Origin of the sequence: Streptomyces sp. NPDC060000, from assembly GCF_042737375.1 — a bacterium.
Lineage (GTDB): Bacteria > Actinomycetota > Actinomycetes > Streptomycetales > Streptomycetaceae > Streptomyces.
In genome coordinates this window covers 39,039-63,528 of sequence record NZ_JBHWUU010000050.1, presented here as the reverse complement: position 1 = coordinate 63,528, position 24,490 = coordinate 39,039, and the positions used below count along the sequence as shown (strand labels likewise).

17 protein-coding genes and 3 pseudogenes are annotated in these 24,490 nt (G+C 73.5%); 7 read left to right on the top strand and 13 right to left on the bottom strand.

Annotated elements, in window-relative coordinates; all coding sequences use genetic code 11:
• Window positions 1-119 precede the first annotated feature (119 nt).
• A complete protein-coding gene (locus ACFWBB_RS25190) occupies window positions 120-683 on the top strand; it encodes an NADAR family protein (protein ID WP_385276711.1) in 564 nt (187 codons plus the stop codon).
• A 540-nt stretch (window positions 684-1,223) separates the two neighbouring features.
• Here the strand turns inward: ACFWBB_RS25190 and ACFWBB_RS25185 are convergent.
• On the bottom strand, window positions 1,224-2,207 hold the full coding sequence (locus tag ACFWBB_RS25185; RefSeq protein ID WP_385276708.1) for a DUF4190 domain-containing protein: 984 nt from the start codon (window positions 2,205-2,207) through the stop codon (window positions 1,224-1,226).
• Window positions 2,208-2,456: 249 nt separating this feature from the next.
• On the opposite strand from ACFWBB_RS25185, the pseudogene ACFWBB_RS25180 reads away from it, so the two are divergent.
• Window positions 2,457-3,718, top strand: a pseudogene (locus ACFWBB_RS25180) (adenosine deaminase).
• Window positions 3,719-3,744: 26 nt separating this feature from the next.
• A complete protein-coding gene (locus tag ACFWBB_RS25175; RefSeq protein ID WP_385276705.1) occupies window positions 3,745-4,431 on the top strand; it encodes a glycerophosphodiester phosphodiesterase in 687 nt (228 codons plus the stop codon).
• A 54-nt stretch (window positions 4,432-4,485) separates the two neighbouring features.
• On the opposite strand, the pseudogene ACFWBB_RS25170 reads toward ACFWBB_RS25175, so the two are convergent.
• Window positions 4,486-4,619, bottom strand: a pseudogene (locus ACFWBB_RS25170) (NADP oxidoreductase); the annotation flags it as partial.
• Between ACFWBB_RS25170 and ACFWBB_RS25165 the strand changes: the two are divergent.
• Window positions 4,614-4,967 (top strand): annotated as a pseudogene (locus tag ACFWBB_RS25165) (winged helix-turn-helix transcriptional regulator); the annotation flags it as partial. The pseudogenes ACFWBB_RS25170 and ACFWBB_RS25165 overlap by 6 nt on opposite strands.
• On the opposite strand, the gene ACFWBB_RS25160 reads toward ACFWBB_RS25165, so the two are convergent.
• Window positions 4,859-6,559, bottom strand: a complete 1,701-nt coding sequence (locus ACFWBB_RS25160) for a sigma-70 family RNA polymerase sigma factor (protein WP_385276702.1) — start codon at window positions 6,557-6,559, stop codon at window positions 4,859-4,861. The pseudogene ACFWBB_RS25165 and the gene ACFWBB_RS25160 overlap by 109 nt on opposite strands.
• A 473-nt stretch (window positions 6,560-7,032) precedes the next feature.
• On the opposite strand from ACFWBB_RS25160, the gene ACFWBB_RS25155 reads away from it, so the two are divergent.
• A complete protein-coding gene (locus ACFWBB_RS25155; protein ID WP_385276699.1) occupies window positions 7,033-8,184 on the top strand; it encodes a serine hydrolase domain-containing protein in 1,152 nt (383 codons plus the stop codon).
• 32 nt (window positions 8,185-8,216) lie between these two features.
• Here ACFWBB_RS25155 and ACFWBB_RS25150 read toward each other — a convergent pair whose 3' ends face one another.
• Complete coding sequence (locus ACFWBB_RS25150; RefSeq protein ID WP_385276696.1) at window positions 8,217-14,054, bottom strand: TIR domain-containing protein; 5,838 nt, start codon at window positions 14,052-14,054, stop codon at window positions 8,217-8,219.
• Window positions 14,055-14,218: 164 nt separating this feature from the next.
• Between ACFWBB_RS25150 and ACFWBB_RS25145 the strand changes: the two genes are divergently transcribed.
• The gene (locus ACFWBB_RS25145) at window positions 14,219-15,790 is read left to right on the top strand and encodes an SLC13 family permease (protein WP_385276738.1); all 1,572 of its coding nucleotides are present in this window, start codon (window positions 14,219-14,221) and stop codon (window positions 15,788-15,790) included.
• Between the two features lie 42 nt (window positions 15,791-15,832).
• On the opposite strand, the gene ACFWBB_RS25140 is transcribed toward ACFWBB_RS25145, so the two are convergent.
• The 9 genes from ACFWBB_RS25140 to ACFWBB_RS25100 all read right to left on the bottom strand — a co-directional run bounded on the left by ACFWBB_RS25140 (window position 15,833) and on the right by ACFWBB_RS25100 (window position 23,791).
• Window positions 15,833-16,726, bottom strand: coding sequence for an inositol monophosphatase family protein (locus ACFWBB_RS25140; protein ID WP_385276693.1), 894 nt, complete (start codon window positions 16,724-16,726; stop codon window positions 15,833-15,835).
• Window positions 16,701-17,360: a hypothetical protein gene (locus tag ACFWBB_RS25135; protein WP_385276690.1), complete on the bottom strand. Its 660-nt coding sequence runs from the start codon at window positions 17,358-17,360 to the stop codon at window positions 16,701-16,703. The genes ACFWBB_RS25140 and ACFWBB_RS25135 overlap by 26 nt, the downstream gene beginning before the upstream one ends.
• A gap of 200 nt (window positions 17,361-17,560) precedes the next feature.
• The gene (locus tag ACFWBB_RS25130; protein ID WP_385276687.1) at window positions 17,561-18,520 is read right to left on the bottom strand and encodes a hypothetical protein; all 960 of its coding nucleotides are present in this window, start codon (window positions 18,518-18,520) and stop codon (window positions 17,561-17,563) included.
• A 74-nt stretch (window positions 18,521-18,594) separates the two neighbouring features.
• Window positions 18,595-19,122, bottom strand: a complete 528-nt coding sequence (locus tag ACFWBB_RS25125; protein WP_385276684.1) for a hypothetical protein — start codon at window positions 19,120-19,122, stop codon at window positions 18,595-18,597.
• Complete coding sequence (locus tag ACFWBB_RS25120; RefSeq protein ID WP_385276681.1) at window positions 19,106-19,606, bottom strand: RNA polymerase sigma factor; 501 nt, start codon at window positions 19,604-19,606, stop codon at window positions 19,106-19,108. The genes ACFWBB_RS25125 and ACFWBB_RS25120 overlap by 17 nt, the downstream gene beginning before the upstream one ends.
• Entirely contained in the window at window positions 19,603-20,238 is a 636-nt protein-coding gene (locus tag ACFWBB_RS25115; RefSeq protein ID WP_385276678.1) for a class F sortase, read from the bottom strand. Before ACFWBB_RS25115 ends, ACFWBB_RS25120 begins: the two co-directional genes overlap by 4 nt.
• Window positions 20,235-20,609 carry a sortase-dependent protein gene (locus ACFWBB_RS25110; protein WP_385276675.1) on the bottom strand — a complete coding sequence of 125 codons (375 nt, stop codon included), beginning with the start codon at window positions 20,607-20,609 and terminating at the stop codon, window positions 20,235-20,237. Before ACFWBB_RS25110 ends, ACFWBB_RS25115 begins: the two co-directional genes overlap by 4 nt.
• Before the next feature lie 111 nt (window positions 20,610-20,720).
• The gene (locus ACFWBB_RS25105; RefSeq protein ID WP_385276672.1) at window positions 20,721-21,914 is read right to left on the bottom strand and encodes a spermidine/putrescine ABC transporter substrate-binding protein; all 1,194 of its coding nucleotides are present in this window, start codon (window positions 21,912-21,914) and stop codon (window positions 20,721-20,723) included.
• A 437-nt stretch (window positions 21,915-22,351) separates the two neighbouring features.
• Complete coding sequence (locus ACFWBB_RS25100) at window positions 22,352-23,791, bottom strand: gamma-aminobutyraldehyde dehydrogenase (protein WP_385276669.1); 1,440 nt, start codon at window positions 23,789-23,791, stop codon at window positions 22,352-22,354.
• A 164-nt stretch (window positions 23,792-23,955) separates the two neighbouring features.
• On the opposite strand from ACFWBB_RS25100, the gene ACFWBB_RS25095 reads away from it, so the two are divergent.
• Window positions 23,956-24,474, top strand: a complete 519-nt coding sequence (locus tag ACFWBB_RS25095; RefSeq protein ID WP_385276666.1) for an Lrp/AsnC family transcriptional regulator — start codon at window positions 23,956-23,958, stop codon at window positions 24,472-24,474.
• Window positions 24,475-24,490 lie beyond the last annotated feature (16 nt).

Here is a 24,490-nt window from a genome sequence, read left to right as displayed (position 1 = left end):
GATTCCGTTGTTGCCTTTTGGTTACGCGACGAAATCTGTCGACAGCGGGTCGACCAGGTGTCGAGTCGGAGCGGAAAAGGCGGGACGCAGTGTCAGTGGTGCGTGCCAGACTCGCGTGCATGGAGAAGATCGATTGCCGGGAGGCCCTGGTCAGGCAGGCCCGGGCGGGGGCGAAGATCAAGTATCTGCACTTCTGGGGACATCGGCCGCGACCCGACGGCCGACTGGGCTCGAGTTGTCTGAGCCAGTGGTGGCCGTCACCGTTCGTGGTCGACGGAGTCGCCTATGCGACGGCCGAGCACTGGATGATGGCCGGGAAGGCCCGCCTCTTCGAGGACGCGGAGGCGGAGAAGCGGGCGCTGGCCGCGAGATCCCCCGCCCAGGCGAAGAAGGAGGGGCGGCTGGTGCGCGGCTTCGACGAGACGGTCTGGCAGGAGGAGCGGTTCCGGATCGTAGTCGAGGGCAGCGTCCACAAGTTCGCCTCCGATCCCGGACTGCGGGCGTTCCTGCTCGGCACGGGCGAAAGGGTGCTGGTGGAAGCGAGCCCCATGGACCGCGTCTGGGGCATCGGCCTGACGGCGGACGACGAGGCGGCGATGAACCCGGAGCGGTGGCGGGGTGCGAACCTGCTGGGGTTCGCGCTGATGGAAAGCCGGGAGCGATTGCGGACCCAGGCAGCCTGAGCGGGTCCTGGGGGCGGGGTCCCGGGGGCGAGGTCTCCAGGGCAGGCCCAGGCAGCCTGAGCTGGGGCCCCGCGGGGCGGGGTCTCCGGGGCACCGGGGCCGGCTCGGCCCCCATACGCGGGTGCCTTGTGGGCGGGTCGGGCCGCGCCCGACCTGAGGTCCGGCGCGGAGTCTCCGGCGTCCCCTTCGGCTGTTTCGCCACCACCGACGGCTCCGAGTGGAACAGCGGTCGGTTCAGTCCTGAGCCGCGGGTGCCTCGGGGCCCAGGGTTGTTCGGTCCTGGTGCGTGGGCCCCCAGGGCCCGGAGTCAGGCTCGATGTCGGCGCGCGGGTGCCTCGGGGGTCCGGGATCGTTCGGTTGTGGCATGCGGGCTCGGGGAGGCTCAGGGTCGGCTCGGTCCCGGCGTTCGGGTGCTTGGGGGGGGCGGCCGTTTCTGTTCCGGAGCGCGGGCCTTCCCGGGCCGGTGGGCCGGTGGGGGTCTCCGGGGTGAGCCGCGTCGCGGACGTGGACGTCGAAGGTTTGGGGGCCCGTGCCGGGGCCTCAGGCCTGCGCGATCAGCAGCACGCCCAGTCCGATCGCGAGCACGATGCCCACTGCGCCGCAGATGATCCCGGCGAGAGCCTGGCCGGGGTTCGAGGCCTCGCCCCGGCGGGCCTTGCCGCGGCCGACCGAACCAAATGTGACGCCGAGGATGCCGAGGATGACGGCCAGCGGCCACAGGCAGAAGAAGACGGACGAGGCGATGCCGAGCACCATCCCGGCGACACCCATGCCGTTGCTGTCCGCCGCCCCGCCGGGCCAGCCGTAGGGGCCCGGGGCGCCGCCCCCGTAGTGAGGAGGGGACGGGTAGCCGTAGCCGCCGGGGTAACCACCGGGATAGGCACCCGGGTATCCGTACGGGACCTGTCCGGGCCCGTGGGGCGCGATGGGCGGCGGAGGGACCGCGGCGCCCGGGACGGGAGGAGCGAAGGGGTTGACGGGCGGGCCGCCCGCCGCCGCCGTGCCGGGGTGGGGCGGCGGGAAGGACCCGAGCGGGCCGTTCGCCGGCGGGCTCGCGAAGGGGGTGGCCCAGGCCTGCGGGGTGCCGTCCGCCGGCGGCGGGGTCACGCCGGGCAGCGCGGTGATCGTCCGCTGGTCATGGACACCCGGTGGCGCCTGGTCCGGGGAGCCGGGGGCGGGGGCGGGCAGCGGTTCGTGGGAAGCGACGGTATGACCGGAACCGCTCTGCGCACCGTCCCCCGGGGCGGCCCAGGGGTTCAACTCGGCCGGAGGCCCGTCCGAGTCGGTAGGCCCAGCAGCACCGACGCCGTCGCCGGTCGCGGCCCAGGGACTCGGCACGGCCGACGAACCGGCGGGACCCGCGGGGCCGGCGACGCCGACCGCACCGGCGCCGTGGTCGGTCGCGCGCTTGTCCAGCGGCACCTTGGGTGCCGCGTCCTGCAAACCGTCCGCCCCGTCGGAAGAGGGCGCGGGCCACGGGTCGCGGGCGGCGTCACCGGCCGGAGTCGGCGCGTCGTCGGACATGCGTGGATCCCCTCTGTCGCCCTCTGCCCGGCATTCCGTCAGGCGTTCCGTCTTCGCGTTCCGTCCTCCGTACGCCGTTCCGCCCTGCGTACGTTCCGTCATGCTACGGCCCGCAGCCGCCGCGGGGGGCTGCAGGCCGTAACCAGCAACCGGCAGGCGGGGGTTCGGGAAGCCCGACGGCGGTTTACTGCCCCGCCCCCGGCCCCGGCAACGACCGGTGCGGTGGCGGGGCCGGGGCCGGGGCCGAACCTGGAGGCCGACCGGGCGGGGCGAGGCCGACGGGAGTCCCCCCGTGCGTCCGCCTACGATGATCCCGACCCATCGATCAGCCGATCACCCGCGTCCCGTCCGGCCCGCTCGGCCCGGGGCGCCGTCCCGGGGAGGACCCCATGACCGACCGCCTCGACGCATCCGCCGCCGCCCCCGGCTCCCCCGCCTCCGGCGCATCCGCCGGTCCCACCGCGGCCGCCGCGGCCGGCGCCCGTGACGTGCACGCCTTCATCGCCGGGCTGCCCAAGGCCGAACTGCACGTCCACCACGTCGGCTCCGCCTCCCCCCGGATCGTCTCGGAGCTGGCCGCCCGGCACCCCGACTCCAAGGTGCCCACCGACCCCGAGGCCCTGGTCGACTACTTCACGTTCACCGACTTCGCCCACTTCATCGACGTGTACCTGTCCGTCGTGGACCTCATCCGCACCCCGGAGGACGTCCGGCTGCTGACGTACGAGGTCGCCCGGGACCTGGCCCGCCAGCAGGTGCGGTACGCCGAGCTCACCATCACCCCGTTCTCCTCGACCCGGCGCGGCATCGACGAGCTCGCCTTCATGGACGCCATCGAGGACGCCCGCAAGGCGGCCGAGGCGGAGTTCGGGACCGTGCTGCGCTGGTGCTTCGACATTCCCGGAGAGGCCGGTCTGGAGGCCGCCGAGGAGACGACCCGGCTCGCCACCGACGACCGGATCCGCCCCGAGGGGCTGGTCTCCTTCGGGCTCGGCGGTCCCGAGGTCGGCGTACCGCGCCCGCAGTTCAAGCCGTACTTCGACCGGGCGATCGCCGCCGGACTGCGCTCGGTGCCGCACGCGGGCGAGACCACGGGCCCGCAGACGGTGTGGGACGCGCTGACCCACCTGCGCGCGGAGCGGATCGGTCACGGCACCAGCTCCGCGCAGGACGAGAAGCTGCTCGCGCACCTCGCCGAGCACCGCATCGCCCTGGAGGTGTGCCCGACCTCGAACATCGCCACGCGCGCGGTCCGCACCCTCGACGAGCACCCGATCAAGGAGTTCGTGAAGGCCGGCGTCCTGGTCACGATCAACTCCGACGACCCGCCCATGTTCGGCACCGACCTCGACAACGAGTACGCGGTCGCCGCCCGTCTCCTCGACCTCGACGAGCGGGGCCTCGCCGGTCTCGCCGCGAACGCGGTCGACGCGTCCTTCCTGGACGAGGCTGGTAAGTCCCGTATCAAGGACGAGATCGAGACCTACACGGCGGGCTGGCTCGCCCCCTGAGGACCGGCGCCCGCCACAATGGGCCCATGCAGAACGTGATTGCCGTGGCCCATCGCGGCGACCCCTACCGCTTCCGTGAGAACACGATCGGCTCGCTGCGTTCCGCGCTCGCCCTGGGCGCGGACGCCGTCGAGTTCGACGTACGGCTCACCCGTGACGGCGTGCCCGTCCTGCTGCACGACGCGACGCTGAAGCGGCTGTGGGAGCAGGACCGGCCGCTGCGGTCGCTGTCCGCCGCCGAGGTGCGCGGGCTGACGGCCGGCGCGGTGCCGACCCTCGAGGAGGCGCTCGCGGCGACCGGGGACAGCCGGCTGATGCTCGATCTGCCGGGGACGCGAGAGGTGCGTACGGCACGGCGGATCGTGGACGCCGTCCACGAGGCCGGGGCGGCGGACCGGGTCTACTACTGCGCCGACGCCACCGCGATGCTCGCCGTACGCGCCGCCGATCCGTCCGCCGAGATCGCCCTGACCTGCACCAGCCTGGCTCCCCCGCGGCCCGTGCTGCTCGACGCGGTGAAGCCGCGCTGGCTCAACTACCGCTTCTCCCTGGTGGACCGGGAACTGGCCGCCCGCGTCCACCACGGCGGCCACCTGCTCTCCGTGTGGACCCCCGACACCCGCCGTTCCATGCGCCGGCTCATCGGCCTGGGCGTCGACTCCATCACCACCAACCGGATCGAGGTGCTGACCGCTCTGCGCGAGCGGAACTGACCGTGCGCGGAGCCGACCCTGCGAGCGGAGCCGACCGTGCGGACGGGACTGTGCCGTCGCGTACGCGAGGGGCGGGGCGATCGCCCGGGCGTCGGCGCCCTCCCCCAGCCAGAGCCGGATCAGCAGCGCCGCCGCGGCCTCCGGCAGACCGGCCCTGTCGAGTCCCCCGAGTACAGCGGCTCGCAGCCCGCTGCCGGCCGGGACGCCCCGGTGAGCTGCGGACGCGCATCGGCGGGATCAGTCAGAAGGTGCTGACGGAGACCCTGCGCGGGCTGGAGTACGACGGGCTCGTCGCGCGGCAGGCATACGGCGGATCGCCGCCGCGGGTGGAGTACGAACTCACCGGCCTGGGAAGGACGTTGCTCGCACCGATCGAGGCCTTCGGGGACCGGGCGCACGGCCACGGGGACGAGGTGGCCCAGGACCGCTACACGCGTGAGGCCTGGGGGACCCTTGCCGGGTCGGCCGGGGTCTCCCTGGTGACGTACTGCGGGACCGGTGCGTCGTCCTCGCCGGTGTCCCGGACCAGGCCGTAGCGCCCGGCGCCCTGACCGGGGCCGCTCGTGACGTCCCGCTGCACGGCGTCCCAGGTCGTCGGGAAGACGTTGAGGCCGTAGTCGGCGCCCCGCTCGTTCACGGTGAGGGTGACGCTGCCGGCGAGGTAGAAGTACTCGTTCTGCCACATCTGCTGGGTGCCGGACGGCAGGACGATGTAACCGGTGGCCGTGCTGCCCATGCCGGTGGCCGTGGGATCGGTGGCGCTGACGGGGTCGTCCATGCGGCGGCCGCCGCCCGAGGCCACGTGGAAGAGCTTGCCCTTCAGGCCCGTCCAGCTCGGCATGACCAGACCGCCGGACCGGTACTGCGGCGATATCTGCCAGCGCACGAGGACATAGCCGCGGCCGCTGAGCGTCACGCCGTCCCCGCGGTGGTTCATGGTGGCGTGTGCGCCGCCGCTGCTGGTGACGCCGGACGCGGGCCGCTGCGGCAGGGTGGCGGGCCGGGTGTCCGGGGCGGGCGCGCTGTCGACGACGTCGACGACGGTCCCGTACCGGGCCGTCTTCTTCTCGCTCGCCGTCGGGGAGGGCGGGGCCGGCGGCGAGGCCGAGCGGGACGGGGAAGGGCCGGGCGAGGCCGGTGCGGCGGCGGGCGTGCTCGCCGCCGTGGGGACGACGGCCGCGCGGGCGGGCGGGTCGTCGGGGGCCTGCACGACGACATAGGCGCCGCCGGCGGCGAGTGTCGCGCCGGCCGTGACCGCGACGGCCGGTTTGGTGAGCGCGGTCAGCACCTTCGCCGACCAGCCGGCGGAGGCCGTGCCGGTGGCCGCGGCGGCCGTCTTGCCACCGAGGGCCAGGGAGATCGTGAACCCGGCCGGCACCGGGACCAGGGCGATCCCGACGAGCAGCCGTTCCGCCGGTACGACGGGCTCGCGGGTGTCGCCGCAGTAGCCGCAGCCCCTGATGTGCCGGGCCAGCCGCTTGCGCCACACGGAGTCCGGACGGCCGTCCCAGCGGGCGGTCGTTTCACGCAGGTCGGGACAGGCTCCGTCGAGGGCGCGCACGATGCCCCGGGAGATCTCCAGGCGCTCCTTGACCCGCTGGACCCGCACGGCGGCGTGCTGCCGACTGATGCCGACGGCCGCGGCCAGCTCCCGGCGGGTGAGTTCGCCCGCGACCTCCAGCCACCACAGGGACAGCAGCTCCCTGTCCTCGTCGTCGAGCCAGCGTGCCGCCTCCGCGACCTCCCGCCTCTGCCCCTCCAACTGGAGCCGGAGCACGGTGAGTTCGGCGAAGTCGGCGGCTTCGCCGGGTGACACGCTCTCGTCGAGGCGCTGCGGTGTCCTGCGGCGCGCGCGGTCCCGGATCTGCCGCATGGCGATCGCGACCAGCCAGGAGCGGAAGCTGTCGGGGTCGCGCAGCGAGCCGAGGTTGTCGACGGCCCGCAGCATCGTCTCCTGGACGACGTCGTCGACATCGGCATGGCCGTTCAGGGCGCGGCCGACGATGTTGTAGACCAGCGGCAGCCAGCCCGCCACCAACTCGTCCAGCGCCCGCCGGTCGCCGGCCTGCGCGTCGGCGATGGTGGCACGCCACCGCCGGCCGGCCTCGGCGTCGGCATACGTCCTCATGCCCGCACCCTCTCAGCCGGGCCCCCACTGTTGGCAATGTCGCAGATCACACTCATGGAGACGGCCGGGACGGCGCACGGATAACACTTTTCGGCTCCCGACCCGCTCCCCCTCCGTCCCTCGTCCACACCCGGTGCGCTCCCCGACCCGCTCCCCCTCCGTCCCTCGTCCACACCCGGTGCGCTCCCCGACCCGCTCCCCCTCCGTCCCTCGCCCGCACCCGGCGCGCTCCCCGACCCCCTCCCGACCCGCTCCCGGCCTGCTCCCCGGTCCGGCACCCGTAAGGGGCTTCCCGCACAACTCCTGCAGAAAGTACGGGAGTTACTCAGGGTCGCACCAGGGTCGGGCACCCTCCTCGGCGACGATCCGGAACCGTCGCACCCCGACGGAAGATCATGGCGACACCCCGGACGCCCCTTCACTTCTCCCCCCGACCCTCGCTCCGCCCGTCACCCCTTCCTCTGGAGTCCCGTATGCGCACTCGCCGCCGCACCGCCCTCCTCGCCGCCGCCCTGGTGACCGTCCTCGCCGCGGGTCCGCTGGCCGCGCCCGCCTTCGCGGCGCCCGCGCGGAGTTCGGCCCACCGCGCGAACGCCCTCGACGTCGAGGCCCTGACCGCCGCGCTCGGCGGACTCCCGGACGCGGACGCGACCGCCGCCCTCGTCCGGGTCGGCGGCACCGGCGGCACCTGGCGCGGCAGCGCGGGCGTGCACGACCTGCCGAGCGGGACCGCGGCCGACCCGGAGGCCCGCTTCCGGGCCGGTTCGACGACGAAGGTGGTGACGGCGGCGGCCGTCCTTCGGCTGGCGGCCGGGCGCAGGATCGATCTGAACACGCCGGTCCAGCACTACCTGCCCGGCCTGCTCGGCAGGCAGTACCGGCCGATCACCGTACGGCAGCTGCTGAACCACACCAGCGGCATCCCGGCGGGTGACGGCCTGGGCGACACCTTCGAGGAGGTGTACGCGCACCGATTCGACACACTGACCCCGCAGCAGGTGGTGGCCTCGGCTGCGGTGAAGAAGCCCGAGTTCTGCCCGGGGAGGAAGCAGCACTACCTGAACATCAACTACACGATCCTGGGCCTGCTGATCGAGAAGGTGACGGGCCGGCCGTACGCGTCCGAGGTCACCCGCCTGGTCCTGGCGCCCGCCGGAATGCGGGACACGTACTTCCCCGGCACCGATCCGCGCATCCTCGGCCCGCACAACAGGGGCTACCAGGCGGTGAAGAAGGCCGACGGGACGACGGAGCTCGTGGACGTCACCGAATGGAACCAGGCGGACCGGTTCGCGGCCGGCGACATGATCTCCACGACCGCCGACCTGGAACGCCTGCTCACCTCACTCTTCAAGGGCCGGATCGTGCCGGAGCCACAGCTCCAGGAGATGTTCACGGTCCCGGCGGGCATCGACGGCGCCACCTACAGCGCGGGCCTGCAGCGCTTCGAATACGAGGGGAAGGTCTACTGGCTCAAGTCGGGTGGCCGCTACGGCTACAACGCGCTGATCGCCGGCACCCGGGACCTCGGCCGCACCCTCGTGTACTCGGTCAACTCCACGGACGCGAAGGGCGAGGGCCTGAACCCGGTGGCGCAGCGCATCGCCATGGCCGCGCTCAAGTAGCGGGCGCTTCTCACTCAAGGGGCGGGCGCTTCTCACTCCAGCGGGTCCTCCGACGCCACGTTGCGCACCCCGGGCAGATGGCCGTCCAGCTCCCCCGGCTCGAACCGGCACATGCCGACCGCGTGCCAGAACTCGCCGGTGACGTCCCCCTCGTACTTGTAGCCGCCGGACGGCGCGAGTGCGGCCCAGCCGCCCGGCAGCCCGACCAGCGTGGCGCGCAGCGCGGCCGGGCCGTCGGCGGGGACCTTCCAGAGCCGGACCGTGCCGTCCTCGCCACCGCTCGCCAGCAGCGATCCGTCGGGGCTGAAGGCGACCGCGAGCACCCTGCCGGTGTGGCCGGTGAGGGCGGCGAGTTCACTGCCCGTGTGGGCGTCCCACAGGCGGACCGTCCGGTCGTCGCCGGCGGTCGCGAGGAGCGGGCGGCGCGGATGGGCCGCGGCCGTCCACACCTTGCCGGTGTGGCCGGTGAGCCGGTGCACGGCCGCGCCGTCCCGCCAGATCACCGCCCGGCCGTCCCAGGAGGCGCTGGCCAGCCAGGAGCCGTCGGCCGCGAAGGCCACGGCGTACACCCGGTCGGTGTGCCCGTCGAGGACGGCGGTGACCCGGCGTTCGGCCAGGTCCCAGACGCGCACCTTACGGTCGTCGCAACCGGTCGCCAGGACCGCGCCGTCGGGCCGGAAGGCGATGGAGCGGACCCGCCCGAAGTGCTCGCCGATGGTGACGACGTGCGCGCCGGTCGCCCGGTACCAGAGACAGACCGTGTCGTCGTCGTTGGCGGTGGCGAGCAGCTCGCCGTCCGGACTGAACGCCTCCGCCCAGACATGGTCCGTCTCGACGTCCATCTCGCGCTGGTACTCACCCGTCGAGGCGTTCCACAGGTACATGTCGCCGTCGCTGCTCGCGGTGGCGAGCAGCGGACCGCCGGGGCTGAACACGGCCGAGACCAGGCGGTCGCTCTGGCCGGCCAGCTCCCGCAGCCGCCGCCCGGAGGCGGTGTGCCAGAGCCGGACGACGCCGTCGTTGCCGCCGGCCGCGAGCATCGAGCCGTCGGCGCTGAACGACAGGGTGCCGATCCGCCGCCCGTGCCCGCGCAGGATCCGCCGCCCCTGGCCGGTGGCGGGATCCCAGAGCCGTACGACCCCGTCGCTGCCGCCGGTCACCAGCAGCGAGCCGGGATCCGGGGCGGCCCCGGCCGTCCCCGCGCCGCGCGGGCGGAACTTGCACACCCAGACCGAGCCGCGGTGTTCGGTGGGCTGGCGGGTGAGCGGCACGGCGACCGGGTCGGCCTCCGGGTCGACGCGCCACAGCCGGACGACGCCCTGGCTGTCCCCGGCGGCGAGCAGGGCCCCTTCTGGGTCGAACAGCACCTGGTACACGGCTCCGCGGCAGCCGCCGAGCACTCCGGCGCCGGTCCCGGCGGCCAGGTCCCACAAGCGCACCTCACCCTCGGTGTCCCCGCTCACCAGGAACCGGCCGCCGGGGTGGAAGTCCAGCGTGTAGACGCGCCCCGCGTGTCCGGTGAACGTGTGCAGCACCCGCCGCCCGGCCACGTCCCACAGCCGCACGGTCCCGGCCCGTCCGTCGCCCATGTCACCGGTGGCCAGCAGCGTGCCGTCCGGGCTGAACCGGGCCCGGAACACCGCGCCCCGGTGTCCCGGCAGCGCCCCCAGCAGCCGCCCGCGGGCGAGGTCCCACAGCCGTACGGCGGCGGAGGCGTCCCCGGTGACGAGGGTGGCGCTGTCCGCCGTGAACGCGACGGTGTAGACGGGCGCCGAGTGGCCGGGCAGCCGGTGCAGGGGCTCGCCGGTGGCGGTGTCCCACACGGTGACCACGCCGTCGGCGTCGCCGGTGGCCAGCAGGGCCCCCTCGGCGTCGAGGGCCACGGGCCAGACGCCGCTGCCGTGCACGGGCAGCACCTGCCGGCACGCGCCGGACACCGGGTCCCACAGCCGTACGGTGCCGTCCGCGCTGCCGGTGGCCAGCACCCGCTCACGGAACTTGACGGCGTAGACGCGGTCGGTGTGACCCTGGAGGGTGCGCAGCGCGGTGCCGGTGGCCGCGTCGCAGACCAGCACCCCGCCGTCCTCGCTGCCCACGGCGAGCAGTTCACCGTCCGGGCTGTAGGAGATGGGTTCGGGCAGGCGGCTGGTGCGCATGTCGAAGCCGTACGGCACACCGACCGCGGAGGGCCGGAAGCCGGAGTCGACGGCCATGCCGGGCGCGAACGCGGCCACGGCCAGCTCCGGGGTGTCCGGCAGCCCGGGTCCGGTGGTCGCGCGGATGAGCGCCGCGCGCCGCCAGTTGCCGCCCTCGACCCGGGCGCCGGTCAGGTCGGTGCGGATCAGCCGGGCCCGCCGCAGATCGGCGCCGCGCAGGTCGGCGCCGGTCAGGTCGGCGCCGTCGAGCCGGGCGCCGGTCAGCCGGGCGTCGCGCAGGACGGCGCCCGAGAGGTTGGCGCCGACGAGGCGGGCGTCGGTGAGGTCGGCGCGGGTGAGGTCGACGCCGGAGAAGTCCCGGTAGGAGAGGTCCTCCCCGGCGAGGGCGGCACCCCGCAGGTCGGTGTGGGCGGGCACCCGCAGCCGGGCGAGGATCTTCACGGCGTTGGCGCGGGGCACCTCCGCGCCCTCGAGGTCCGGGGCGCCCAGCACCTGTTCGGCCCACTCCTGGCAGGCGCGGTGGTCGGCCAGGTCGCACAGGAACTCGACGGCCAGCTGGCTGAGTTGGCGCCGGCCGAGCAGCGCGCTGTCCCCGGCGGCCAGCCGCACCGCGCACTCGCGGGCGATGAGCCACTCCACCACCGAGCCGTGGATGAACCGGAACACCCCGTCCTCGCCGCGTACGAGCAGGCTGCCGGAGCCGACGGCGTGCGCGGCCTGCGGCACCGACAACCGGCTGTCGGCGAGGCCGGTCAGGGTCTCGGCCACGTCGGTCAGCTCGTCGAGGCGCAGCGAGTCCTGGCCGCTCTGCCACAGCCGCAGGGCGAGCGCGGTGACCGCGTTCCACAACTGGTCCAGACTGAGTCCGGGGGCGCGGCCCGAGCCGCCGCCGGCCCGCTGTTGCTCGAAGCGCAGCCAGGCGGTGAGTACCTCCTGGTAGAGGCCGGCCGGGCTGAGTGCGCGGCCCGCCCCGGCGACCGCGCGCAGCTGGTCGTCGTCGAGGTCGGCGACGAAGCCCAGCAGCCTGGGGTTGCGGCACAGGGCGAGCAGGTCGGGGATGGCGTCGAGCAGCCGCACCCGGCGGTCGGCGGCGCGCTCGTCGCCGTCGTAGCGGTTGACCAGGTAGGCGCGGATCTGCTGCGGGGTGAACTCCTGGACCGCCAGCACCCGGCGGTGCGGAAGCAGGCCGACCCGTTCACCGAGCGCGGTCAGCACCTGGCCCTGGGAGCGGAAGTGCTGGGTGCGGCTGCTGACGACGATCTTGGCGCTGTCCACGGCGGAGTCCAGCAGCACCTGGAGGCGTTCGGCGGCGCGGTCGTAGGTGACGCGGGTGACGAGTTCGTCGAAGCCGTCGAAGAGAAGCACGATCCGGCCCTGCTGGAGCATGTACCGGAAGGCGCGCAGGTCGATGTTGTCGACGCCGTGGGCGGCGAGGTGCGCGGCGACCAGGCCCTCGAAGGAGTAGGCCCGGTCCAGCGCGTTCAGTTCCACCAGCAGCGGCACCAGGTGCGGGAGTTCGGCGGGGACGCGGCGGGCCAGCTCGCGCAGCGCGAACGTCTTGCCGTGGCCGAAGTCGCCGAGCAGGAGCAGGAAGCGGCCCTGGTCGGAGTCGAGAAGGCGGAGCATGTCGTCGACCAGGCCGTCGCGGTCCTCGGAGTCGAGACGCTCGACCTCGCGGTACCGCTGGGGCAGGTACATGCCCGGGGGGTAGCGGGGGTCGGTGCGCAGCCGCTCGCTCTGCGCGCCGACGTAGGCCCGCAGGTCGAGCAGGCCCTGGAACTCGGTGAAGCTCCGTACCCGGACGCCTCTGCGACGGGCCTGGTCGCGCAGTTCCCGGGCGGGCGGCGGGCCGTCGTGGACGAGTTCGGCCTCTGTCTCGGAGTCGGCCGCGTGCACGAGGGCCACGATCCGTTCGACGTCCTGGTCGGTGGGCGTACCGGTGTGCACGGCGACCCGCTGCTGCCGTACGAAGCCCGACTGGGTCCAGGTGACGAGGAGTTGGGGCACCGGGCCGGCCACCGGGCGGATCTGGGCGCCTTCGTGCCGGGTCCGGCAGACCTCCGCGACCCGGGCGAGCAGCAGCTCGGCCGGGGACTGCCCGGCGCGCGGCTCGGGTTCGGGGGCCGTGCCGATGTCCGGCCCACCGGCGGCGGCACCCGCGTCGTCGGGCCCGTCGGGAGCGAAGGCCCGGTGGGCCCGCCGCCACTCGACCCGGCTGCGGCGCGGCTCGCCGGGGTCGGGCCAGGCCGCGAGTCCGTCGCGGCCGATGCGCAGCAGCTGGTGCCGGGCGGGTGCGGCGGCGCCGAGCAGCGGCAGCTCACCGGAGGCGGTGGGCAGGACGGCCTGCGCGCCGGGGCCGGCCGGGCCGTGCAGCAGCAGATGCAGCCGGGGCGCGGTGAGCCGGGCCAGCACGTCGGTGTCGCGCAGCGGCCCCGAGCCGTCCTGGGCGGCGCCGCGCGGCACACCGGCCCGGGCGGCCCCGGGAGCGTGCCGCAGTGCGCCGATCCGCAGCCACCCCTCCGTCTCGTACGGGCGCAGCGCCTGCGCGAACCAGGCGGCCTGCTCGGGCCCGACGAAGCCGTACTGGTCGTCGAGCCGGTGGCTGTACGCCATGGAGGAGTTGAGTCCGGCGACCACGGTGTGCAGCTCGGGCACCGGGAACAGCGTCCACGGCTGGTCACTGTCGAAGACCGCGTCGAGGCCCTGGTACAGCTCCTGGAACAGCCGGGCGAAGTGCCGCCACTTGGGCCAGTAGGGCGGCCGGGGCGGCATCTCGTCGGCCTCGCAGGTGCTGAAGTAGGCCCGGCAGGCGGCCTGGTTGACGTCGTGGCCGCCGGGGACGAGGGCGACCCGGTGCGGTTCGAGGCCGAGCAGCGCCCGCAGTCCGGTGAGGAAGGCCAGCGCCTGGTCGAACTCGCGGGGGCTGCCCGAGGCGGTGAGGTCGCCGGTGACGACCAGCAGATCGGGTGAGGGCGCCCCCGCGTCGGTGAGTTCCACGAGATCGCCCCAGATCGCGGCCTGCAACTCGGCCGGATCCTGACCGCGCCCGAAGGCGGGCCCGGCCAGGTGCAGCACGGTGACCGCCTCGCGGGTCGCCGGGTCCCCGGCGACCCGCGGGTACACGGGCGGTGCGGCGGGCCTGCGCCGCCCGGCCCAGCCGGGACGTCCGAGCGGCCGGCCCGAGGGGGGCGCGACCGGCACGGCGGGGGCCGGTGGCGCGGCCGGTAACGGTGTGCCGGTGCCGGGGTAGTCGGGCCGCAGGCTGGGCCGGGCCCGCCCGTCGAGGGCCTGCCGGACCCGGGTGAGGAGCAGGTCACGGGCGGTGGACGGGTCGGTGACGGGCACCAGGTCGACGTAGGTGATGGTGGCGAGCAGCCCCTCCACCGGAATGTCCTCGACGCGGACCGTGAGCAGTCGCCGCTCGGGGGCGTCCGGGTCGGCACGGAGCGCGGCCTGCCACTCCATACGGCCGTACCGGGAGCGTTCGTAGTTCCGCGACAGGACCGCGATGACGGCGGCGGACTCGCTCACGCCCCGGTCCATGAAGTCCACGAAGTTGGTGCCGGGCACGAAGTCCCAGGCCTGGAGGACCGTGCGGTACCCGGCCTCCTCCAGCGTCCAGGCGATCCAGGACGCCCAGCGTTCGTCGGCCGGCGAGTAACTGACGAAGAAGTCCAACGGCCCGGTGCCACCGCTCATCTGACGATCCCCCATATCTTCATGATGCTATGGACGAGCATCGATCCGGACTGTTTTCGCCGCCACCCGACTGGCCGGAAGGCTTCGGCGGCGCACCTGCCGCACAGCGGCCCCCGGTCACACCGGCGCACAAATGTGCGACCCTTCCACGCGTGCGAGTCCTACGGCGTCTGCATGTGCTGGACCGGGTGGCGATCGGTCTCCTCGTGACAGGACTGGTGTGCGTGGCCTCGGGCCTGCTGCCGACCGGCTCGGCGTCCGACGCGATGACCCGGATCGCCCCGCTGCTGGCGTTCCTGGGCACGGTGATCGTGCTGGCCGAACTCACCAGCAGGGCCGAGGTGTTCGACGTGGTGGCGGCGCGGGTCGCGAGGGCCGGCCGGGGCAGCTACCCGCTCCTGTTCCTGCTCTGCGTGGCCTTCGCGTCGATCACCACGATCGCCCTGAACCTGGACACCACGGCCGTGCTGCTGACCCCGGTGATGCTCGCGCTGGCCACGCGGGTCGGCATCGCGACCGTCCCCCTCGCCATGACCACGGTGTGGCTCGCCAACACCGCGAGCCTGCTCCTCCCGGTCTCCAATCTCACGAACCTGCTGGCCGCGGACCGCGTCGCGCTGTCGCCCCTGGGACTGGCGGGACGCATGTGGGCACCCCAACTGACGGCCGTCGCGGTGACGACGGCCTGCCTGTGGACGTTCTACTGGCGCCGCTCCCGCCGCTCCGACAGCCCACACGCGGGACCGGGCGCGGCACGGGCGCAGGACGTACGGGCAGGAGCGAAGGACGGCCGACGGCGGACGGAGGATGTACACCGGCGGACGGAGGACGGCCGATGGCGGATGGAGGACGTACACCTGCGGACGGAGGACGTACACCTGCGGGCGGAGAACGGCCGACGGCGGACGGAGGACGTACACCCGCGGGCGGAGAACGGACGGCGGCGGGCGGAGGACGGACCGCCGCAAGCGGGAAGCGGACGGCCGCAGGCGGACGACGAACCGCCGCGCGCGGGGAACCCCCAGCCGCAGGCGGCGAGTGGACGGCCGCGCGCGGAGGGCGAGCGGGGGCAGGCAGACGGCGAACGGCCGCGCGCGGAGGGCGAGCGGGGGCAGGGTCTTCGGGCGGCGGGCGGCGAGCGCTATGTCCCGCCGCCGGTGCACCGGCCCGGCGACCCCGTCCTCTTCCGTGCCTGCGCCCTCGCCTGCGGCGGGTTCCTGCTGGCGATCCTGGTCGCCGACGTCGAGCTGTGGATCGCGTCCGCGACGGCGGCCGCGGTGGCCGTCGCGGCCTTCGCGGTACGCGGCCGCTCGGCGCTGCGCTGGTCCCTCGTGCCCTGGCGGCTGCTGGTGATGGTGCCGGGGATGTTCCTGGTCGTGGAGACCGTCAACGCCCACGGCCTGCACGACCTGCTGGCCGCCGCGGTCGGTCACGACGGCGGTGTCCTGGGCCAGTTCCGCGCGGCGGCGGTCGGCGGCGGTCTGTCCAACGTCCTGAACAACCTGCCCGTTTACCTGGCCGGCGAGGGAGCGGTCCCGGTCGCCAACCACGACCAGCTCCTCGCCCTGCTGGTGGGCACCAACGCGGGCCCGGTGATCACCCCGTGGGCCTCCCTGGCGACCCTCCTGTGGTACGAGCGGTGCGTCGCGTACGGCGTACGGGTGCCGGTGGCCCGGCTGATGGGCACGGGCGCGGTACTGGCGGTCACGGCGGTCGCGGCGTCGGTGGGAGCGTTGGCGCTGACGCGATGACGCGATGACGCGCTGACGCGTAGCCGTACACCGGCCACCCGGTCAGGAGGGCGCCCTCTCCGGATGCCTGGCCCGCGGACCGCCCCCGGCGGCGGAGTCGGCCACCAGGTCCAGCAGGGCGGGCAGCATCTCCGGCCGGCCTGCGACGAAGGAACGTTCGGTGTCCGGGCCGGTGAAGCCGCCGGTGAAGTCACGGCCGTCGAGGTGGCGGAGGACCACTCCGGCCTCCCGGGCCAGCAGCGCGCCGGCCGGCAGGTCGATGGCCTCCGCGCGGTAGCCGACGAAGCCGTCGATGTCCCCACGGGCCAGCATGGCCCAGGCCAGCAGGGGCGCCCACAGCTGGAGCAGCCGGCGGGAGCGCAGCTCGACGGCGTGCCGCAGGGCGCGGACCGCGGGGTCGTCGCGGGGCACCGCGTGCCCCTGCGTCCAGGCCAGCAGGGGGCCCGCGGGTGACGGCGGGCGGGCGGCGGGGGTGAGCCGCCCGGCGGGGCCGTGCGCGCCGCCCCCGCGCCGGGCCGACCAGGTCCGCCCGGTCACCGGGTCGTGCACCACGCCGACCACCGGTACCGCGTCGACGCAGAGGGCGATACCGACGACGTAGACGGGCAGCCCGATGACCACGTTGTTGCTGCCGTCGAGCGGGTCCACCAGCCAGGTACGGCCGCCGTCGCCCTCGCCGCCGTTCCCGTCGCCGCCCAGGTCCCCGGCCTCCTCGGCGAGGATGCGGTCGTGCGGGAAGTCCGCGCGGATCCGGTCGACCACCAGGTTCTCGGCCAGGACGTCCAGGTCGGTGACGACATCGCCGAGGCCGCCCTTGGGCCGGGCGGCGAAGCCGTCGGGGAACCGGGACCGCAGCAGCGTTCCCGCCGCTTCGGCGGCCCCCACAGCCGTACGGCACTCCGGGGTGAAGTCAGACGAGCGGCGGTCGGTGCTCATGGATCCTCCTGAGCGCGGTCTGGGCGATCCGGGCGGTCTGCGCCGCGTCGCACGTCCTGCGGACCATCCGGTGACCCGGGGCCCGTAACGGGCCCAGGGAGAGGTCCGCCCGGCCGGGTAGCGTCCGCCCCAGCACCAGAGTGGCGGTCGGACGGCCGTCCGGCACCACGGTGGTGTGGAACTCTCCCGCCGGCAGGGCATAGGTCCAGCCTCGTGAGCTCGTCTGCTCGGGGCCCGGCAGACAGCGCACCAGCCGTCGGGTGGGCCGCAGTTCGTCCACGCCGGAGGGCTCGCTGAGCACCTCGAACACCCGGTGGGTGGGTCGTACGGCGTCGTCGGCGACCTCCATCCGCCGGTTGCTCAGCCGTCCGTACAGCACGGTGCTGGTCAACTCCCAGCTGTGCGAGTGCACTTGATGATCCATGAGGACAGGGTCCGTAGGCCCGAAGACATGGACACAGACGCCCTCCGCCCCGTCGCGCAGCACGGGCAGACAGACGAACCCCAGTGGGTGGCGCACCGCGCGCAGCACGCGGCGGCCGGACACGACCTCCAGCAGTTCCGCGGTGGCGTGCCCCATCAGCTCGGCGGACTCACCCCGCCGTGCGGCCCGTTCCAGGGCCGGGTAGTCCATCGCTCCCCCTAGCTCCCCCGACTCCGATGGTTCCCTGGCCCCCCTGGCTCCACTGACTCCCCTGATTCCGTCGGCTCCCCTGATCCCTCGGCTCCACTGATCCCTCGGCTCCACTGGCTGCCCTGGCTCCACTGGCCCTCTGGCTCTGCCGCCTCCCCCCGGCTCCCCCGCGCCCCCGCGCCCCGCTCCGCCCGGGGCGTTCACCTGCGGTAGGGATCCTCCGCGTGCAGCGCCTTGTCGATGATGTCGCCGACGTCACGGTCGGTGAAGCTGGCCGGCAACGGCAGCCCGAGCCGGTCGAGCAGACGTCTGACCTCGTCGACGGTCGGCTCCTCGCTCAGCTGCGTGGCCTCCCGCAGATCGAGTTTGACGGCCTGCTCCCGGCTCAGGTGCAACTCGGTGACGTAGTAGTCGTACAGCGGCCGTTCCCGCTCCACGTACAGGCTGACGCGGCGCGGGTCGTCCTGGGTGATGATCAGGCAGGTGTCGGACAGGTCGAAGCGCAACGCCGGTGCCACCGAGCTCAGATGGACGTCGATCTCCAGGGTGTCCAGCCGCTGCCGGTACCAACTGGCCGCCAGGACGGTGGCGTAGGCCTCCTTACGGGTGCGTTCCGGGGTCCAGCCGCCGGTGTCCCCGTGTCCGAAGGTGCGTCTGAAGCGGGCGTAGGCCTCGCACACCCGGTCGTCGGCCGGGTTGACGATGTCGATCTTCATGGTGAGGGAACGGCGCTGCCGCTGCGCCTCCAGAACGCACTCCGGCAGCGTGACCGCCCGCAGGTAGGTGCCGGTGCCGCCCTTGAAGACCCAGCGGGCGGTGCTTCGCCGGGCCCGCTCGTGCGCCAGGCCCACCTCGGGGCCGGCCAGGGTACGGACCATCGCCAGGTCCTCGATGGCCCGGCTGGTCCCGGCGGTGGCGGCCCGGATGTCGGCCATCCGCCGCCGGCGCTCGGTCAGCGACCCGAAGACCAGCGCGGCCAGCACCAGCAGGATGGCGCCGGTGACGATGCCGTTGTCCTTGTCGAAGCCCTTGTCCGTGATGTCCAGCAGTCCGACGGTCAGCGCCACCCCGATGGCGACGACCCCGTCCGCGTTGCGGACCGCCCAGGCGATCGAGTCCTCCAGCCGACGCCCCGACGGCTGCGGTGTACTGCGCGACACGGCCACCCTCCCCCGACGGCGGCCTCCATGGTAGGAGCAACCGCCCCTCGGGGGCTACGGCGCGTAAATCGGCCTCAACGGCGCGTACTCGACTCGGACGGCGCGACGGACGGCGTGGGCTGCGCCGTCGAGGGCGTGCTCCGTGCGTCCGCCGAGGTCGCCTCCGGCGCCTGGCCGGGCTCATGGACGGCGGTCGGGACAGCGGTGCCGTCGGCGGCAGTCGACGCCCGGGGGGCGGGTACGGGGGTCCCGTCCCCCACCGTAGGGAGGTCGTCGGCCGGCACGGGCGAGGGCGGCGGCGGGGACACGGTCGACGGGCCGCCGCTCACCGGCGGCGGGGCGAGCGGCACCGCCGGGCGCGCGGGTCCGTCGGACGCCGTCAGGTGCAGCGGCAGCAGGACGGCGAGCGCGGCGATCCCGCAGGCCGCGCCGGCCCCGGCCGCGGTGCGCAGCAGCCGGCGGCGGACCGCGCCGCGGCGGATCTCCTCATAGCGGCCGGGCGGCGGACCGAGGTGTCCGGAGGCGGGCCGCAGGATGACGGTGAGGGGGTCGTCGGGGTCGAGGTCAGGGCCGTCGTCGAAGTCGTCAGCGGGTGTGATCAAGGCTCCTCCTCAGATGGGCGCGGAGCAGTTCGCGGGCCGCGTGCAGGTCGGCCTTGACGGTGCCCTCCTTGCGCCCGGTCAGTACGGCCACCTCCCGGATCGGCATGTCAGCGTAGTAGTGCAGCAGGATCGGGACGCGCAGCCGGTCGGGCAGTGACTGCACCAGCAGCCGCACCGACGGGTCGGCGGGCTCGGCGTGCGGGGCGACGGCGGCCTCGGCGGTGACCCTGCGCAGGGCCCGGCGCTCGCGTTCGAGTTTGCGCCAGTGGTCGCGGACCAGGTTGGCGGCCGTGACGTAGAGAAAGCCCTGCGGCTCCGCCACGGCCGTCCAGCGGGCCCAGAGCCGGGTGAAGGCCTCCGAGGCGATCTCATGCGCCGTCCCGTCGTCGTCGACGAGACGGCGGCACCAGCCGGCGAGGCGCGGGTAGAGGGCGGCGAACAGCTCGGACGCCGCCCTCTCACGAGACCGAGCGGGCCGTTTCAACGTTCTCCCGCGGGAGTCAGGGCGGCGAAGACGATCACGTTGTCGCGGTATCCGTCGCCGGTACGGGGGCCGCCGCACGTGATGAGACGCAGTTCGGGCCGGTCCACGTTCCCGTAGACCCGCTCGGTCGGGAACGCCGCCTTGTCGACGGTCGTCACGTCGGTGACGGCGAACTCGGCCGTCGTGCCGTTCTCCAGACGCGCCCCGACCCGGTCACCCCGGCGCAGCCGGTCGAGGTGCCGGAAGACGCCGTCCCCGTACTGCCCGACCGTGACGTGGGCGAGGATCACCGACGGCCCGGTCTGTCCCGGTGTCGGCGAGTTCTCGTACCACCCGGCCCGGTCGTGCTTCTCGACCGGAGGCACCTGCACGCTGCCGTCGCCGGCCAGCCCCAGCCGCATGACCTGGGTGTCGACCCCGATGACCGGGATCCGCAGCCCGACCGGCACCGAGCGCGCGAGGGGACGCGCCGTCCGGGCCGAGGAGGCCGAGGGGGCCGGGGTACCAACCGGTGTGCGGGCGCCGGCGCCGGCGCCGGGGCCCACCGGGTCGGCCGGGTCGCCGGCGCAGCCCGTGAGCAGCGGCGCCGCGAGGGCCGAGAGGATCAGGGCGCGTCGGGAGAGCGGGCTCATGCGCCGGTCGCCCTCCGGCGCCGTACGACGTAGAAGCCCGTGCCGGCCGCCGCGATCACCGCGGCCGCGCTGCCGCCGATCAGCCCACCGTGTCCTTCGGAGGGCTCCCCGACGCCGGTGTCGGCAGCACCTCGCGGCACGACACCGACCTGGCTCGGAGCGGCGGACGGATCGGCGTTGTCCCTGGTCGGGGCGGGCACCGGGGTCGGGTCGCCGCCCGCCTCGGCGGGGGCCGGGGTCGCGCTCCGGTCCACGACGGTGGGGACGGGGGTCGGCGTCCCGCCGTCGGCCAGCGCGGGCGCCGCGCCCATCAGCAGGGCGGTGCCCGCAACTACCAGGGCGGCGAAGCCCGTTCGCGGCTTGACTCGCATGATCGCTCTCCTTCATCGGTCCGTTGACGGATCGAGCGAAGAGACGAGACAGCCCGGACACAGGTTGTAAAGAACAGGCAAAGCCGAATTCGGCTCGCGGTCCCTGGCCGGTCAGAGCCCCGCGATCACGTTCCACCGCTTGGCGAAGTCCAGTCGTTCCGTGGACGTGATGTCCCGCGCTGTCGCGAGCCGTTCGCGCATCGTGGTGTCCGGGAAGATCAGCGGGTTCTCCGCGAGGGCCGCCGTCTCCTCGTCGTCGGAGTCGGCGAGGACCGCCTGAGCGGCGGGCACCGGGCAGACGTAGTTCACCCAGGCGGCGAGCTCGGCGGCGACCTCGGGCCGGTAGTAGTGGTCGATCAGCTTCTCGGCGTTCGCCTTGTGCCGGGCGAGGTCGGGGATCATCAGGGACTCCGCCCACAGCTCGGCGCCCTCCTCGGGCACGACGAAGCGGATGTCGGGGTTGTCGGCCTGGAGCTGGATGACGTCGCCCGAGTACGCCTGACAGGCCAGGACGTCACCGCTGACCAGGTCCTTGGTGTAGTCGTTGCCGGTGAATCGGCGTATCTGGCCGCGGCCCACCTGCTTCTCCACCTCGTCGCAGACCTGGTGGAAGTCGTCGGCCGTCCACTTCGTGACGTCGACGCCGTTGCCCTGCATGAGCAGCGCGAACGCCTCGTCGAGGCCGGACAGAAGCGTCACCCGCCCCTTGAGGTCGCTCGCCCACAGCTCCGAGACGCTGCGTATCTCCCGCCCCAGCTTCCGCCGGTTGTAGGCGATGCCGGTGATGCCGGACTGCCACGGCACGGTGCACACGCGTCCGCGATCGAAGGCGGGCGAACGCAGCAGCGGGTCGAGGTACTTGGCGACGTTGGGCTGCGCGGCCCGGTCCATCTCCTGCACCCAGCCGAGCCGTACGAACCGGGCGCACATCCAGTCGCTGATGACGATCAGGTCGCGGCCGGTCTCCTGGTGGTTCATCAGCGCGGGGCTGATCTTGCCGAAGAACTCGTCGTTGTCGTTGATCTCCTCGACGTAGTCGACGGAGATGCCGGTCTGCCGCGCGAAGGCGTCCAGCGTCGGCCGCTTCGTGGCGTTCTCGTCGTCGGTGTCGATGTAGAGCGGCCAGTTGGACCAGGTCAGCCGCTTGTCCATGGCGGAGAGGTCGACCGCGGCCCGGTCCCCGGGCTGGACGTACGCGGCCCGCACCCCGCAGCCGGCAAGGGCTCCGAGCGAGGCGACACCACCGGCGGCGCGCAGCAGGGACCGGCGGGAAACGGCACGGGAGAGCGAGGGATTCCGGGGCACCCCGGCAGCATGCCGTGCGGCCCCGCACAGGGACAATCGACGCTGCGTCGAGCACACCACGCACGACAAGACACCTTGTCAAGAACTCCCCCGGGGCGCGGGGAACTACGCGACCACCCACCACGCAGCCGCACCCGACCACCCGCGCCGCACGGCACGGCAAACGGCCCCCGGTCGAAAACCAAGAAGCGGAGACCGAACCCCTTCAGGGGCGCGGGGAACCGCGCGACCAGCCACAGCACACCCGCCGCACCCGCACGGCGCCAGCCAGCCGGCCGCGTCCGCACAGCGAACGGCCCCCGGCCCAAGAGCCAGGGGCCGAACCCCCTCAGGGGCGCGGGGAACCGCGCGACCAGCAACAGCACACCCGCACCCGCACACCGACGGCCGCACGGCCCAGCACCCGCACGAAGAACAACCGCCGACCCAGCGGAGCGCTACGCGTCGAGGGACGTCATCACATGCTTGATGCGCGTGTAGTCGTCGAAGCCGTAGCCCGACAGGTCCTTGCCGTAGCCGGACTTCTTGAAGCCGCCGTGGGGCATCTCGGCGACCAGCGGGATGTGGGTGTTGATCCACACGCAGCCGAAGTCGAGCTTCTTGGACATCCGCATCGCGCGGCCGTGGTCCTTGGTCCACACCGAGGAGGCGAGGGCATACTCGACGCCGTTGGCCCACTCCACGGCCTGGTCCTCGTCCGTGAACGACTGGACGGTGATGACCGGCCCGAAGACCTCGTTCTGGATGATCTCGTCGTCCTGCTTCAGCCCGGACACGACGGTCGCGGCGTAGAAGTAGCCCTTGTCGCCGACCCGCTGACCGCCCGCCTCGACCTTGGCGTGGGCGGGCAGCCGCTCGATGAAGCCGGTCACCTGCCGGAGCTGGTTGGGGTTGTTCAGCGGGCCGAAGAGTACGTCCTCGTCGTCCGGCTGCCCGGTCTTGGTCTCCGCCGCGGCCTTCGCGAGCGCGGCCACGAACTCGTCGTGGATGCCCTCCTGGACGAGGACGCGGGTGGCCGCCGTACAGTCCTGGCCGGCGTTGAAGAAGCCCGCCACGGAGATGTCCTCGACGGCCTTGGCGATGTCGGTGTCCTCGAACACGACGACCGGCGCCTTGCCGCCCAGTTCCAGGTGGACGCGCTTGAGGTCCTTGGACGCCGACTCGGCGACGGACATGCCCGCGCGCACGGAGCCGGTGATGGACGCCATCGCCGGGGTCGGGTGCTCGACCATCAGCCGCCCGGTGTCCCGGTCGCCGGTGACGACGTTGAAGACGCCCTTGGGCAGGATCGAGCCGATGATCTCGGCGATCAGGACGGTGGAGGCCGGCGTGGTGTCGGACGGCTTGAGCACCACCGTGTTGCCGGCCGCGATCGCCGGGGCGAACTTCCACACGGCCATCATCATCGGGTAGTTCCACGGCGCGACCTGCGCGCAGACGCCGACCGGCTCACGGCGGACGATCGAGGTCATCCCGTCCATGTACTCGCCGGCCGACCGCCCCTCCAGCATCCGGGCCGCTCCCGCGAAGAAGCGGATCTGGTCGACCATCGGAGGGATCTCCTCGGAGCGCGTCAGCCCGATGGGCTTGCCCGTGTTCTCCACCTCGGCCGCGATGAGCTCCTCGGCCCGCTCCTCGAACGCGTCCGCGATCTTCAGCAGGGCCTTCTGGCGCTCGGCGGGGGTCGTGTCGCGCCAGCCCGGGAACGCCTTGGCGGCGGCCGCCATCGCGGCGTCGACGTCCGCCTGGCCGGACAGCGGCGCGGTCGCGTACGCCTCGCCCGTCGCGGGGTTGACCACCTCGGTGGTCCGTCCGTCGGCGGCGTCCCGGAACTCACCGTCGATGTGGTTGCGCAGACGACGCAGCTCGGTGCTCACTGCCGGCCCTCCAAGTTGGGTGTCCATTGACTGAGACACCCACACTAATCCTTGCCCTGACGTTTTCAACACCCCTGATCCCATCGCGGCTGCGGAATCCGCAGATCTCCCACACGTAAACAACGAATTTCATCGCATCGACCTTGCGGAACCGTCGAGACCTCGTGCACAGTGTGGCCGTGGCCAGTCGAAGCGCAGAGCACAGGGACTCCCGCGAGTCCAGGAACGGCAGCACCCCTCACCTGGATGCCGTCAGCCTCGCCATCATCCAGCAGCTCCAGGAGGACGGCCGTCGGCCGTACGCCGCGATCGGCAAGGCCGTCGGCCTCTCCGAGGCGGCCGTGCGCCAGCGCGTCCAGAAGCTGCTCGACCAGGGCGTGATGCAGATCGTCGCCGTCACGGACCCGCTCACCGTGGGCTTCCGTCGGCAGGCGATGGTCGGGATCAACGTCGAGGGCGATGTCGAGTCGATAGCGGAAGCGCTGACCGACATGGCGGAGGTCGAGTACGTGGTGATGACCGCGGGCTCGTACGACATCCTCGCCGAGATCGTCTGCGAGGACGACGACCACCTGCTGGACGTCATCAACAAACGCATCCGTGCCCTGCCCGGCGTGCGCTCCACCGAGAGCTTCGTCTACCTGAAGCTGAAGAAGCAGACCTACATGTGGGGAACCCGATAACCGTGAGGACCCGATA

Bases quoted from the DNA above. Each gene is read 5' to 3' on its own strand.
- ACFWBB_RS25135 (WP_385276690.1), bottom strand. From the start codon at position 17,360: ATGGACTACCCGGCCCTGGAACGGGCCGCACGGCGGGGTGAGTCCGCC.
- ACFWBB_RS25150 (WP_385276696.1), bottom strand. From the start codon at position 14,054: ATGGGGGATCGTCAGATGAGCGGTGGCACCGGGCCGTTGGACTTCTTC.
- ACFWBB_RS25115 (WP_385276678.1), bottom strand. From the start codon at position 20,238: ATGAGCCCGCTCTCCCGACGCGCCCTGATCCTCTCGGCCCTCGCGGCG.
- ACFWBB_RS25110 (WP_385276675.1), bottom strand. From the start codon at position 20,609: ATGCGAGTCAAGCCGCGAACGGGCTTCGCCGCCCTGGTAGTTGCGGGC.
- ACFWBB_RS25175 (WP_385276705.1), top strand. From the start codon at position 3,745: ATGCAGAACGTGATTGCCGTGGCCCATCGCGGCGACCCCTACCGCTTC.
- ACFWBB_RS25160 (WP_385276702.1), bottom strand. From the start codon at position 6,559: ATGAGGACGTATGCCGACGCCGAGGCCGGCCGGCGGTGGCGTGCCACC.
- ACFWBB_RS25155 (WP_385276699.1), top strand. From the start codon at position 7,033: ATGCGCACTCGCCGCCGCACCGCCCTCCTCGCCGCCGCCCTGGTGACC.
- ACFWBB_RS25140 (WP_385276693.1), bottom strand. From the start codon at position 16,726: ATGAGCACCGACCGCCGCTCGTCTGACTTCACCCCGGAGTGCCGTACG.
- ACFWBB_RS25190 (WP_385276711.1), top strand. From the start codon at position 120: ATGGAGAAGATCGATTGCCGGGAGGCCCTGGTCAGGCAGGCCCGGGCG.
- ACFWBB_RS25185 (WP_385276708.1), bottom strand. From the start codon at position 2,207: ATGTCCGACGACGCGCCGACTCCGGCCGGTGACGCCGCCCGCGACCCG.